This window comes from Corallococcus carmarthensis (assembly GCF_003611695.1).
Lineage (GTDB): Bacteria > Myxococcota > Myxococcia > Myxococcales > Myxococcaceae > Corallococcus > Corallococcus carmarthensis.
In genome coordinates this window covers 1-13,436 of record NZ_RAWE01000251.1, presented here as the reverse complement: position 1 = coordinate 13,436, position 13,436 = coordinate 1, and the positions used below count along the sequence as shown (strand labels likewise).

The following is a 13,436-nucleotide window of genomic DNA, read 5'->3' as shown; positions in this document are numbered from 1 at the left end:
CCCCACCCCGCCCCGTCGCGGGCGCCCCGGCTCTACCTGTGCCGTAGGATTCCCGCGACGTCGAAACACGCGGTGCGGATCCAGGCGCCGAAGGCCCGTCGTCCCTGTCATGCCGGTTCGCCATGGGTCCAGTGTACCCCTCATTCCAGGATTCCATGGTTCTTCGGCCGGGCAGCCTGCCCGGTTGCGTCCAAAATCGCGCGCTCCCGTCAAAAGCTGTGATCCTGACGCAACCTCCAAAGTCCCATGCGGATAATGGGGGAGAAAAAAGACCCAGACGCGACAGGAGATGCCCGTGGCCCTCAACATTGGCTCCAAGCTCGATTCGGTCATGTCCCGGATCCGCCAGGCGGCGGAGCAGGCCCGCGCGGAGATGGCGGCGGCCGCCCAGTCCGTGAAGGAGCCCCTGCCGGACGCTCCGGACGCCAAGCCGCCCAACGCCGCGGTAGGCCGCTACCTGGACTCCTTCGAGGAGGAGCGCGCCAAGAAGATGGGCCTGCCCTCCCTGGCCGCCCCTCCGCCTCCGGGCACGGACCCGGCGGCCCAGGCCAGCGCGGTCCCCGCCAACGAGGCGACACAGGCCCAGAAGGAGCAGGGCTGGAACGCGCCCCAGACGACCGTCGCGCAGACGAGCAAGAAGGGCTGCGCGGAGGCCACCCTCACCTACCTGGAGCAGTCCAGCGCCGAGGAGGCCGTCCCGCTGACGCAGCAGGAGGCCCGGGAGAAGGTGCGCAACAAGGCGGACACGCTGGCCACGTCGGAGACGGCGGGCGTGAAGGACCGCGTGCAGGTGAACCTGGACGACGGCGCGACCCCGGATGAGATGGGCGCCATGCTCGGCTCCATGGGCATCAAGGTCACCAACGGCTTCGACGAGTGCGACACGGACGCGCTGAGCGGGGCCCTGAAGAACGGGCAGATGGCGCTCGCGCTGGTGGACTCCAGCACGCTGCTCAACACGACCCTGGCGGAAGGCGAGAAGGGCCCGGAGAACGGCGAGCTGCACTGGCTCACCATCGACGGCGTGAACCCGGGCAAGACGAAGAGCACGGACGACGACCTCTACCGCGTGCGCGACCCCGTCAACGGCGCCTACTGGGTGAAGGCCAGCGACCTGAAGAAGAGCATCGCCCAGGCCCAGGAGAAGCACGACAGCGGCGGCGTGATGACCGTGAAGAAGGACGGCTCCGCGAAGACGACGGAGCAGCGCGAGGCCCTGGCGCGCACCAACCTGGAGCACACCGAGCCGCTGGGCAAGGGCAACGGCGGTGCCAGCCGGCGCCTCAGCGTGAGCGAGTCCAGCTAGGACTCCCACGCCGCTCCTGCCCCACCCCACCGCCTTCCCCCAGCCTCGCGCCGGGGGAAGGCGTTTTCATTTCCGGCGGACTAGAGCGGCTCGCCCACCACCACCAGGCCGGCCACCAGGCTCCGCAGCCACCGTGGATTCCGTGTCATGTCGTCGCTCCTTTCGCCTGCGCGTGCATGGGGCTCAGGTGCCGTCGATGAGGCGGTTGGCCAGGTCCGGGTTGAACTGTCCGGCGGGCGTGCCCGGGGCGATGCCGCACTGGCCATCCGAGTCTCCCGGCGTCTTCACCCACAGGAGCAGCTCCGCGCCGCCGCCCGTCTGCGAAGGGGTGCCCAGCTTGCGGCCACCGGGGTTGCACCACTCGCCGTTGGAGCCGTTGCCATTGCGGCTGGTGTCCACGATGTACTGCCGCGTGTAGCCATAGCGGCTGTTCAGCGCGGCGTTCACCGCGTTGCCGTACGTGGTGGACTGCGCGGTGGGGTAGAAGTTGGAGACGTTGAGGGAGAAGCCACGCACGTTGCGCACGCCCGCGGACTCCAGGCGCTGCGCCATGGTGTCGGCGGCGATCCAGCTCGCGTTGCCGCCGTCCAGGTAAGTCCAGGTGTTGGGCGCGCGGTCACGCAGCTGCTCGGAGGCGTAGCGGATCAGGCTCAACCGCGTGGCGCGCTCCGTGTCGTTGGGGAGGCAGTCGAGCTGCGCGACGCCATCAGGCTCCACGATGACCACCGCCGGCCGGTTGCCAATGGCCGTCGCGAAGGCGGCAATCCAGGTGCGGTACGCGTCCGCGCTGCCCGCCCCGCCGCCGGAGTGGCTGCCGCAGTCGCGGCCCGGGATGTTGTAGGCCACCAGCACCGGCAGCTTGTCCGCCGCGTCCGCCGCGGCCACGAAGTTGGACACATCCTGGGAGATGTTGCTGTTCCAGTTGCCAAACCAGCGCGCCATCGGCCTCGAGGCGATGGACGCGTTGATGCGCGACGCGCGGCCGTCCCCGCCGTTGTTGCGCACCCAGACCGCAGGGTTGGAGTTGGGGTCCACGTAGAAGCCGCTCGTCATCGCCACCGGGCCGGAGCCGGTGCCGCTCTCCGTGGTGAGCGAGATGTCATCCAGCCGCACGGTGACGGCGTTGGCCCGGCCGCCCAGCTGGAACGTCACCTGCCCCTGGCCCGACGAGAACGACGACGTGAAGGGGAAGGTGAACCGGCGCGACGTGCCGTCCAGCGTGAAGCCCTGCGTGAGCGTGGCCGTGTACGGCGCCACCTCCTGCTGCACGGTCGCTTGCGCGGTGATGGTGGCCGTGGCGGTGGCGGTGAACGCCAGCGTGTACGTCTTCCCGGCGGTGAGCGTCAGGCCACTCTGTCCGACGATGGCATCCCACGGGTTGGCGGTGTTCGCCGCCACGTCCACGCGCCACCTACCGCTCTCCACGGACGACTGCGTGCTGGCGTTGTTCCACCACGGCGCCGTCGTGCCGGTGTTGAAGCCGCCGTTGGTGAGCAGCTCGGTGAGCGCGGCCTCCTGCGCGGTGAGCGCGGGAGCCTCGGGCGTGACGGGCTCCGAGGGGCCACAGGCCGCGAGCGCGAGCAGTGGGACGAACGAAAGCGACAACCGGCGCACGGAACGGGAGGTACGCATGAAGGGGGGACTCCTCACCACGGGGGAGCTCCCTTCTTGCGGCGCGCCATCCAGGAATACAAGACTAAACAGCTATTTCAGCTATTGGCGGAATATTGCTGAAACACTCACGGCGAGGGGCCAGCCACGACAGGGCAGGCCCCTCCCGGCCCATGTGTCACGGCCCCTGCGGACCGGGGCTGGAGTTGCCGCCGTCGGTGACGTAGCGCCACTGCCCGTCGGCCTGCCGGCGCCAGACGGTGAGGTACTTCACGTGGTCCACCTCCGGCTGACCCTTCTCGTCCTTGCCGGTGGCGATGGCACGGCCCACCGTGTACGCGAGGTCGCCCGAGCCGGCCGCGTCCCCCAGCACCGGATCCCAGCGCAGGTCGATCTTGTCGAGCGTGAACGGCGCGTACGCCTTCGCGACGGCATCATGGCCGAAGATGCCGCCGGCCCCGAGCGGCATCACCGCGTCCTGCGCGGCGTAGGCGGTGAAGGCCTTGCCCATGCCCTCGGACGTGGACTGCGCGGAGAACGCGCGGTCGGCGGCCTTCGCCTCTTCCAGCACCTGGGCGGGCGGAAGCGCGCGCGGCTCCGCGGCCGGCTCCGTGGACGAAGGCGTGAAGCCCGCGGGCGGCGTCATCGCCGTCTTGGAGTCGTTGCGCACGGCCACCGCCACGCGCCACTGCCCGTCCGGCTGGCGCTTCCACGCGGTGATGTAGCGCCCCGACGGACGCACCGACGTGCCGCCCGACTCCACGGACGCGTTGCCCACCGAGTACCCCAGCGTCCCATCCGCGCTGACGTCCCAGCGCACGGGCGTCCAGCGCACCTTGCCCTCCGCCTCCAGCGGGTGCGCGGCCAGCCACGCGCGGATGGCCTCCTTGCCCTTCTGCGCGTACACGCCATCCACCAGCAGCACCGCGTCGTCCGCGACGAAGTCCGCGAACGCCTGCGCCGAGCCGGACTTCTCCGCCGCGTCCGACATGGCCTGATCCGCCGCCCTCAAGCCCGCACGCAGGTCCTCCACCGACTGGCGCGCCGTGCCCGTACCGGCCTCCGCGCCCGGCCCGGAGGCCTTCGCCCCACCGCACCCCAGGGTCCCCAACGCCGCGACGACGAGTGCGCCCGCGAACATCCGTTTCATGTGCTGGTTTCCTTTCGTGAAACACCGGGCCCGCGCGCCATGGCTGGCACCCCGGGCTCCCGGCCCGGAGCCATACACGCAAACACGCCCCGCGTCCCGGCACCCTTCACGCCCCGTCCGGAGCACCACCCGCGGATGTCGACTGAAACATCCTCCCGGGTCCGCCTCCCTGACGCGTCCTGGCGAGCCTCCGCGATCCAGGAATGATGCGTTTCTACAATTAGAAGGGAATTTCTCCTCACCGTGAAAGGAATCCCCCGAATGGTTGGACGTAACGGAAGGAACGGCGGCGCCCGGGTGCTGCCGCTGGTGGCGCTGATGTGCGCCACGGCGTGTGAGCCTCGCGCGGCGACGCCCCCGGCGCCGGAAGGCCCCACGGCGTCGGTGAAGCTGTCCGTGGGCAGCCTCTCCGCCACCGTGCGCAGGACGGCGCACGGCATCCCCCACGTGCTGGCGGATGACTTCGCGGGCGTGGGCTACGGCTATGGCTACGCGTTCGCGCAGGACAACTTCTGCGAACTGATGGACGCGCTGGTGACGGTGAACGCCGAGCGCTCGCGCTACTTCGGGCCGGACGGCACGTACCTGGCGGCCCTGGGCAGCCGGTACAACAACCTGAAGAGCGACTTCTTCTACCAGGCCATCGTGGACGACGGCACCGTGGACACGCTGCTGGCGAAGCCGCCGCCCCTGGGCCCGTCCCAGGACGTGCGCGAGCTGGTGCGCGGCTACACGGCGGGCATCAACCGCTACCTGGCGGAGACCGGCGTGGACGCGCTGCCGGACGCGCGCTGCCGGGGCGGCGCCTGGGTGCGCCCCATCACCGAGCACGACCTGTACCTGCGCTATTACCAGCTCAGCCTCTTCGCCAGCTCCCTCTTCTTCCTGGACGCGCTGGTGGACGCGAAGCCGCCGTCCCTGCTGCCGGACGGCACGCTGCCCCAGCCGCTGGCCGTGCCCGCGTCGCTGGACCGCAACGTCTTCCCCCACTCCGAATCGCTGGGCCTGGGCAGCAACGCCTTCGGCCTGGGCAGCCAGGCCACGCGCAACGGCAAGGGCATGCTGCTGGCCAACCCGCACTTCCCCTGGGAAGGCTCGGAGCGCTTCTACGAGGCGCACCTCACCGTGCCGGGCAAGCTCAACGTCTCCGGCGTGAGCCTGCTGGGCGTGCCCGCCATCCTGATTGGACACAACGAGACGCTGGCCTGGAGCCACACCGTCTCCACCGCGTACCGCTTCACCCCGTTCGAGCTGAAGCTCATCCCGGGCGCGCCGACGAAGTACCTGTACGACGGGCAGATCCGCCAGATGACCACCCGCACCGTCACGGTGCAGGCGAAGGAGGCGGACGGCTCGCTCACGCCGCGGCAGCACACCTTCTACCGTTCGCACCTGGGCCCCATGCTGGAGTACCCCTCCGGCCTGATGACGTGGAACGGCCTCACCGGCTACGCGTTCCACGACGCCAACGCCTCCAACCTGCGCATCCTGGACGCCTTCTTCTCCATGGACCGCGCGGCCAACGTGGACGAGCTGCGCACGGCGCAGGCCACCTGGCAGGGCATCCCGTGGGTGAACACCATCGCCACGGACGCGCAGGGCCACGCGTACTACGCGGACATGAGCGTGGTGCCGCACGTCACCGACGCGAAGCTGCTGCGCTGCGTGCTGTCCCCCATCCCGCTGCTGGTGCTCGCGAGCGCGGGGCTGCCAGTGCTGGACGGCTCGCGCTCCGACTGCGCGCTGGGCAGCGACGCGGACGCGGTGGAGCCCGGCATCTTCGGCCCGGGGAGTCTGCCGCACCTGTCGCGCGCCGACTTCGTCACCAACTCCAATGACAGCTACTGGCTGCCCAACCCCGCCCAGCCGCTCACCGGCTTCCCGCGCATCCTGGGCGGTGAGAAGAACGTGCGCAGCCTGCGCACCCGCCTGGGTCTGAAGATGGTGCAGGGCCGCCTGGCGGGCACGGACGGCCTGGAGGGCCAGGGCTTCACGCTGGAGCAGCTCCAGACGGTGACGTTCAACAACCGCAACTTCTCCGGCGAGCTGCTGCGCGACGCCGCGGTGGCTCTGTGCCGCCGCACGCCCTACGTGCTGATGCCGGACCTCACCTTCGAGGACCTGCGCCCCGCCTGCCCCGTGCTGGCCGCGTGGGACCTGAAGGGCGACCTGGACAGCCGGGGCGAGCTGCTCTGGCGCGTGTTCATCTTCAACGTGGCGGGCATCACGGGCGGCCCGTACCTGGTGCCCTTCAACGCGAACGACCCCGTCAACACGCCGCGCACGCTCAACACGCTGAACCCGCAGGTGGCCCAGGGGCTGGGCACCGCCATCCGCACGCTGCGCACGCGCGGCATCGCCCTGGATGCGACGACGGGCTCCGTGCAGGGCAAGCGCAAGAACGGCATCTTCTACCCGGTGCACGGGTGCAGCCATGAAGAGGGCTGCTTCAACCAGATCGCCAACCAGCTGCTGCCGGACAACACCTACGAGCCCGCCCTGGGCTCCAGCTTCGTCATGGCCGTGTCCTTCACGGACGCAGGACCCGTGGCGAAGTCCGTGCTCACCTACTCGCAGTCCACCAACCCGGCCTCGCCCTGGTACGCGGACCAGACGGCGATGTTCTCCCAGAAGCAGTGGGTGGACCGGCGCTACACGGAGGCGGAGATCGCCGGCGACCCGGCGCTGACCGTCACCCACCTCCAGGAGTAGTCAAAGCCAGACAGCAGGGCCTCGCGGCCCGGTGCCACTCCCTCCTTCGAGGGAAGGCGCCGGGCCGCTCCGCTTCCGCCGGAAAGTAGCAATGGCATCACAATTTCCGCGCCATGCAATGAATCTCCAGCTGCTGCGTACAGGCCTGAATCGCCCCCGATAAACGTATTTTCCGAGAGCCCAAGACCCATCCACTGTTGCACTTGATAAGGATTGCCAAACCCATTCACAAAAGGCAGGCTTCACTGCGGGTGAAACAAGGATTCCCATCAGGCGGCGCACTTCCGCGCCCCGTTCCGGGAGTCCCGCCCGAGGGGGCCCCATGAAGATGCTTCGTTGGAGTGCGGCAGCGCTGGCGCTGTTCGTGGTGGGTTGCGGAAGCGTGGAGGACGCGGCGTTGGAGCCGCGGACGCTGGCGGCGCAGGAGTCGGAGCTGCGGACCTGTTCCACGGACCTCGACTGCGTGTCCGGCTGTGGTTGTAACAGTGGCCAGTGCGTCTCCGTCTTCGGCCCGCCGCCGCCCGACGGCTACTGCGACCAGGCGCCCGTGCGCGCCTGCACCACTTCGTCGCAGTGCGCCGACGGCTGCAGTTGCACGGGCAACGCCTGCGTCGCCAGCCCGTCCAGCCCTTCCACCAACTGCCTGGTGGCCCCCCCGGACGGCTACGAGAGCGACAACACGCACACCTCCGCGTCCTCGTACCTGGGCACGCCGCAGCTCAACCACACGTTCCACAACCGGTTGGACCTCGACTGGGTGCTCGTCGCCACGCCGGTGAACCAGGTGATGACGGTGGAGGCGTACAACCTGCGCAACAGCGTCCAGTTGCAGCTGGACGTCTATGCGTATGACTACGCCACCCGCACGCGGGGCGCGCTGCTGGCCACCACCCAGTCCACGGTCTGCTCGCAGATCACCCCCGCGTGCAACATGTACCGCGTGACGGCCAACGTGGTGGCGGGCGGCGTCTACGCGGTCCGGCTGGTGAACCGCGCCAGCACCCCGGCGGGGAGCGACTGGCGCCCCACCGCGACGTATGACCTGAAGATGTACTGAAGCACCCAGGCCTTCAGTCGCGGGGCGGCAGGTCCTCCGCCGTCCCGTCGATGACGCGCTTCGCGATGGTGAAGGAGAAGCCCGCGCGAGCGAGCGCCGCCAGGTCCTTCTGGCGGTGCTCCGCGCGCGTGCTGAGGTCGCGCCGGAAGGGGCCCAGCCGCTTCTTGCGCGCCCAGATGCGGGCGGCGGCGTCCTCGGAGACGTCCAGGGTGGCCTCCGCCAGCTTCTCCTGCACCAGCTCCGGCGCCACGCCCTTCATGCGCAGCTTCTGGGTGATGACGCGCGCGCTGCGGCCGGACGCGCGCAGCGAGTGCACGCGCGTCTCCGCGTAGGTCCGGTCGTTGACGAGGCCGTTGCGGATGAGCTTCTCCGCCAGCGCGTCCACCCAGCCCACGGCCTCCTTGCGGTCGGTGCCGTGGAACTTCACGGAGCGGTCCACCCGGCGCATCAGCACGCGCTTGAGCTGGCTCACCGTGGCCGCGTAGCGCTTGAGGTAGTGCAGCGCGGCGTTCTCCAGGTAGCGCTGAGACACCTTCCGGGGCGGCTTCGGCTTGCGAGGCTCCCGGCGGCGCTCCGTGTCCCTGTCGGTTGGATCATCCATGGCGGGACAGCTCTACCACCGGGGTCCGACCCATGGGGCCGCGTCCGCCGCCCCTCCGAGTGATACGCCCGGGGCCCGGGGCCCGGCTGCCCGGTTGCCCGCCATGACGGGCAGGTGTCACGGCGCCGCCTGCTCCCGCGCGTAATGCGTGGGCGGCAGTCCCACGTGGCGGGTGAAGGCCACGCTGAAGGTGCTCGCGGAGCTGTAGCCGACCTGCTCCGCGACCTCGGAGACGGTGACCTCCTTCTTGCGCCGCAGCAGGTCCTTCGCCAGGGCCATGCGCCAGCCGAGCAGGTACTCCATCGGAGTAACCCCCACCGCGCGGCTGAAGCGCTCGAAGAACGCCGAACGGGACAGCGCGGCCTCCTTCGCCAGTTGGGCCACGGTCCACGCCTCGGTCGGGCGCTCGTGCATCCGGCGGATCGCGACAGACAGGCGCTCGTCGGCGAGCCCGCGCAGGAGGCCGGGGGACGCGGCGGTGCCCGCCGTGGAGCGGAGCGCTTCGATGAGCAGCACCTCCATGAGGCGGGCCAGGATGACCTCGCGCGCGGGCCGCCGTTCGCGGGACTCCTCCCTCACGAGCTCCACCAGGGTGGAGAGCCGCTGCTCGCCGCGAATGTGCACGAACTGGGGGAGGAGCGAGACGAGCAGGCTCGCATCCGGAGAGGCGAAGACGCAGTACCCCACCATCATCCGGACATCGGGCGGGCCGTGGAAATCGCCGTTCCTGATTTCACCATCGGGCAACACGATGCGAGGGGTGTCTTGCTTTCCCTTCGGCGGCTCGATGCTCGACGTCGTGAAGTCGAACGCCGCGGGGATCAAGACGAAGTCCCCCTTCTCGAGGATCACCGGCTCGCGTCCGTCGACCGCGAGGCGGCTCCTCCCCATCAGGACCGCGCAGTAGAAGGGCCGCCCGGCCTCCGCGCGCCGCACCCGCCATTTGCCCGCGGCGCTGACGAACTTGGAGAACGGGGCGCCCGGCTGGAGCAGCGAGACCACCTCCGCGAGCGGATCCACCATGACCGGACTCCTGCGAATGAAATCTGGACTCCCTGTTGTAGCAGGTCCGGATTCCGCTCCCTATACCTGTCACCGAACCCCGCACTGCCAGGAACCGCCATGAAGACCATCTTGATCACCGGCTGCTCGTCCGGCTTCGGCCTCGACACCGCTCGCTCCTTCCTCGAGCGCGGCTGGAAGGTCATCGCCACGATGCGCACGCCGCGCGAGGACGTGCTGCCCCGCTCCGAGCACCTGCGCGTGCTCCCGCTCGACGTCACCCAACCCCAAAGCATCCGCGAGCTGGCGGAGGCCGCCGGCCCCATCGACGTGCTGGTCAACAACGCGGGCGTCGGCCTGATGAGCATCTTCGAAGGCACCTCGATGGAGACGGTCCGCGGCACCTTCGAAACGAACACGTTCGGTGCGATGGCCGTGACCCAGGCGTTCCTGCCTGGGTTCAGGCAGCAGAAGGCGGGGGTCATCGTGAACGTCTCGTCTGGCACGACGCTGAGGCCGCTGCCGCTGCTCGCCGTCTACAGCGCGAGCAAGGCGGCGCTCAACGCGTTCACCGAGTCGCTCGCGCTGGAGCTTGGGCCCTTCAATGTGCGGGTGAGCCTGGTGATTCCGGGACGGTCCCCGGAGACGCCCTTCTCCCAGAACGCGCAGTCCCGGATGCAAGACCAGGGCGTCACCGTCCCCGAGGCCTACGCCGGCTTCGTGCGGAGCATCTTCGAGCAGAGGACGGCGCATGCCTCGGGGCCGGTCACCCGGTCGCTCGACGTGGTGGAGGCCATCTGGCGCGCGGTGAACGACCCGTCATCCCCGGGCCGCATGCCCGCGGGCGCGGACGCCGTGGAGATGGCCCGGTCGAACTGAACCCGGAGGGTGGGCTTCAAGCGCACCGCTTCCTGGGATATCCGTGTCGATTCCCGGCACGGCCATTCGTCGTGAGGATGGAGCCACACCTCACATCCCCACGCCAGGAGCCCCCCATGCGCTTCATGCTCATCCCCCGCCCCTCCAGCATCGAGCCCACGCACTCGGAGGCAGCCTTCGACGAGGCCGTCTTCATCGCGCAGATGAAATACAACGAGGAGATGCACAAGGCCGGCGTGCTCATCGCCTCCGAAGGCCTCAGCCCCTCGCCGGGCGCGCACGTCGTCTTCAAGGACGGCAAGGCCAGCGTGAAGGACGGCCCCTACGCGGAGACGAAGGAGCTCATCGGTGGCTTCTACGTGCTGGAGGTGGCGTCGAAGGAGGAGGCCATCGAATGGGCCCGCCGCTACCCGGGCGGGATGGGCAACGACGACGTGATGGAGGTCCGGCCCCTCACCGGCGCCGGGGACATCCCGCCGGAGCTGGTGACGCTCATCGAGAAGGTGGCCCCCACCTGGAGCCAGACCTTCAAGAAGCAGTCGTGACGCATCCGTGACGCGGCGCGCCCGGGGCCTGTCAAATGACCATGCTATGCGGCGCCTCCCCCCTTCCGGAGGCTTCACATGCATTTCCGTACCCTGGGTTTGACGGGCCTGCTGGCCCTGGCCGCGACCGCGTGCAGCGGCCCTGTTTCCGACCCTGCCGCCCCTCAGGTGCCCGAGGAGTCGACGGGCACCACCACCGCCGCGGCCACGGCGGAGCGCATCTACGCGACGAATGCCTCGCTCGAGCTGAGCTTCGAGACGCTGGGCACCTTCGAGACGCGCAACGGCGTGCGCATGCTCGTGCTGCACGCCACGGCGAACCGCTACCTGAGCAACGTCTTCAGCTACGTGCCGGATGACGCCTTCGGTCAGGCGAACATCATCAGCGAGCGTCGGCTGGAGGTCCTGCTGCCGGAGGGCCACGAGCTCAACTCCATCCTGGCGGGCCTGCCGCTGTTCGTGACGGTGGACACCAACACCGGCACGCCCACGCACTACACGGCGAAGATCGAAGTGGCCCCGCGCTTCTATGACTTCCGGGGCTCCTCATCGGTGTGGGTGGAGGAGGCTGTCACGCCCCGCTACGTGGTGAACGGCAACGAGTCGCTCATGTACCGCGGCAGCGCGAACGTGGCGGCGTCGTCGCTCACGGTCACCGCGCCGGACGGCGTGCCCACGGTGTCTCGCGTGGACGCGGACACGTTCAACCTGGACTGGCGTTACAACGCGCTGTACCAGGCCATCGACCCGCACACCCAGGCGCTGACCTTCACGGCGGCGCTTTCCTCCGGCGGCACGGCGCAGAAGACGGGCCGTCTGGTCGCGCGCGTCACCAGCCTGGCGCTCACCACCGGGGATGCGTACGACGTCTGGCCGTCGCCCACCTGCCAGCCCGCCGTCTACGACTGCGTGCAGAACCAGCCCACGGGCACGACGGACTTCAGCGCGTGTGGCACGTACCGCGACGTGACGCGCTGCCTGTACGTCGCCAACGCGTGTGACGTGGGACAGCCCCAGCCGCTGTCGCTGACGTCCATCAACGCGGCCTCGCTGGAGCCCGCGCGCGCGACGTGGAACCTCGGCTCCAATAGCGGCGCTTGGCACGGCCTGTCGCCCATCACCGCGTTCCGCACGCCGTCGTGCCCGGCCTCGCCGCCCACCATCCAGGGCGTGGTGGCGAAGGTGGCGGAGCAGGACCAGGGGTTCCCGGATCCGGCGTACGGCACGTACACGAACCGCGCGGGCCTGTCGCAGAGCATCCTCTTCACGAACAACTACTACGGCGACGGCGCGGCGCTGCTCCAGGCCATCGACGCGTTCGCGGGTGGCGGCGACATCCAGGCGTGGCTGTACACGGCGGGCGTGCCGTGCCCGAACTGCCATGAGTTCGACACGCGCGCTGTCCTCTACTACCCGGCTTCGCGCAAGGTCGTCGTGCTCGACGGCTACTACGGCTACGACTCCTAAGTCGTGCCCGTTGGTGCAGGTGGCGCAATAGACAAGCGCCACCTGCACCATGCTTACGCGCTCGCAAACGGCCGGCTAGATTTCCTGACGGGCAGCCTACGGACAGGTCTTCAGTGAGAGGAGATTATCATCCTTGGTCCCATCAGGGGCCGTCCGGATGAAGGTGGGATTGGCCGTCGGATAACCAATCACCTCAACCCTGTCTGCTCCGACCTCGACGTAGAACGTGTCCTTGGCCTTCATGGCACTGAGGACCTCGGCAACGGTCTTCTTCCAGCCGACGCCGCCGACCGTCGTGATGGTCTGATAGCCCTTGCCCTTCTTGTCGTCCTTCGTGACACAAGTGATGCGGTATGCGGCCACTGCAGCCTCCCGTTGAGAGTGAGACTACATTTCTAGGAATCGCGCCCCTCGTTTCAAATACCCACTACGAGGTATTGCTATTGCGACCAGCGGAGTAACCGTCGTCGCATGCGAGGGCCCCGGCAAATCACCCTCAGCGTCTATCAGACCCGGGGCCTACAGGTGGCTTGGGGCCAACGGGGGGACGTGGCCCCACAGGCGCCTGTGGTCCTGCGGGAGGGCGTGGCCCCACGGCCGGCTGCGGTCCCACAGGGCGGCCCGAGGGCGGTGGTGGTCGGCTGGGCTGCTGAGGGCCAGATGGCCGTTGTGGAGGAGTCGCCGCAAGCCTGCCATCCGTCATCTGCTTGCCTTCCAGCATTGTTGGTTCACCTTCTGTTACTTCAAGGAGGAAAGGACACCAGAGTCTTGCCAACGTCTCTCTTGAGCCTTGCGTGGCTCCCGAAGAACAGAACCAAACTTCTGAACCGGACTCCATCCCCCTAAAGAGGTAGCCAGGCGATACTGCTAGCGATCTGTATTTGAAACAAACAAGCCATCGCTTCAACGTAAGCGTTCACGGGGTCTGGCGACCGCGAGCGTGAATCAGGTCCCGGGCAGCAGCGATGGTGCGGGAGTGCCGTGGAGATGGGCTTCAAGGGACGCAGTGAGAGCGTCGAGCACGTTGCGCTCCTGCTTCCTGAGGCTCATCACGGCCGTGAGGATGCGCTCGACGAAGCGGCTGCCGTCCTCGCTCTGGGTGCCAA

11 protein-coding genes are annotated in these 13,436 nt (G+C 68.9%); 6 read left to right on the top strand and 5 right to left on the bottom strand.

Annotation, left to right across the window (positions count from 1 at the left end; translation table 11 throughout):
* Positions 1-295: 295 nt before the first annotated feature.
* Entirely contained in the window at positions 296-1,306 is a 1,011-nt protein-coding gene (locus D7X32_RS38500; RefSeq protein ID WP_147450434.1) for a hypothetical protein, read from the top strand.
* Between the two features lie 183 nt (positions 1,307-1,489).
* On the opposite strand, the gene D7X32_RS38495 is transcribed toward D7X32_RS38500, so the two are convergent.
* Positions 1,490-2,938, bottom strand: coding sequence for a glycoside hydrolase family 6 protein (locus D7X32_RS38495; RefSeq protein WP_120607509.1), 1,449 nt, complete (start codon positions 2,936-2,938; stop codon positions 1,490-1,492).
* A gap of 157 nt (positions 2,939-3,095) precedes the next feature.
* Positions 3,096-4,067 (bottom strand): YybH family protein, encoded by a 972-nt coding sequence (locus D7X32_RS38490; protein ID WP_120607508.1) that lies wholly within the window; start codon positions 4,065-4,067, stop codon positions 3,096-3,098.
* Positions 4,068-4,328: 261 nt separating this feature from the next.
* On the opposite strand from D7X32_RS38490, the gene D7X32_RS38485 reads away from it, so the two are divergent.
* A complete protein-coding gene (locus D7X32_RS38485) occupies positions 4,329-6,779 on the top strand; it encodes an acylase (RefSeq protein WP_120607507.1) in 2,451 nt (816 codons plus the stop codon).
* Between the two features lie 322 nt (positions 6,780-7,101).
* On the top strand, positions 7,102-7,836 hold the full coding sequence (locus D7X32_RS38480; protein ID WP_120607506.1) for a hypothetical protein: 735 nt from the start codon (positions 7,102-7,104) through the stop codon (positions 7,834-7,836).
* Between the two features lie 13 nt (positions 7,837-7,849).
* Here the strand turns inward: D7X32_RS38480 and D7X32_RS38475 are convergent, their stop codons facing one another.
* Positions 7,850-8,437, bottom strand: coding sequence for a regulatory protein RecX (locus D7X32_RS38475; protein ID WP_120607505.1), 588 nt, complete (start codon positions 8,435-8,437; stop codon positions 7,850-7,852).
* 117 nt (positions 8,438-8,554) lie between these two features.
* Positions 8,555-9,460 (bottom strand): AraC family transcriptional regulator, encoded by a 906-nt coding sequence (locus D7X32_RS38470; protein WP_120607504.1) that lies wholly within the window; start codon positions 9,458-9,460, stop codon positions 8,555-8,557.
* Between the two features lie 99 nt (positions 9,461-9,559).
* On the opposite strand from D7X32_RS38470, the gene D7X32_RS38465 reads away from it, so the two are divergent.
* From D7X32_RS38465 to D7X32_RS38455, 3 genes are all read left to right on the top strand, one after another.
* On the top strand, positions 9,560-10,318 hold the full coding sequence (locus D7X32_RS38465) for an SDR family oxidoreductase (protein WP_120607503.1): 759 nt from the start codon (positions 9,560-9,562) through the stop codon (positions 10,316-10,318).
* 116 nt (positions 10,319-10,434) lie between these two features.
* Positions 10,435-10,863, top strand: coding sequence for a YciI family protein (locus tag D7X32_RS38460; RefSeq protein WP_120607502.1), 429 nt, complete (start codon positions 10,435-10,437; stop codon positions 10,861-10,863).
* A gap of 78 nt (positions 10,864-10,941) precedes the next feature.
* Positions 10,942-12,330, top strand: coding sequence for a hypothetical protein (locus D7X32_RS38455; RefSeq protein WP_120607501.1), 1,389 nt, complete (start codon positions 10,942-10,944; stop codon positions 12,328-12,330).
* Between the two features lie 96 nt (positions 12,331-12,426).
* Here D7X32_RS38455 and D7X32_RS38450 read toward each other — a convergent pair whose 3' ends face one another.
* Positions 12,427-12,693: a DUF3892 domain-containing protein gene (locus D7X32_RS38450; protein ID WP_120607500.1), complete on the bottom strand. Its 267-nt coding sequence runs from the start codon at positions 12,691-12,693 to the stop codon at positions 12,427-12,429.
* Positions 12,694-13,436: the final 743 nt, after the last annotated feature.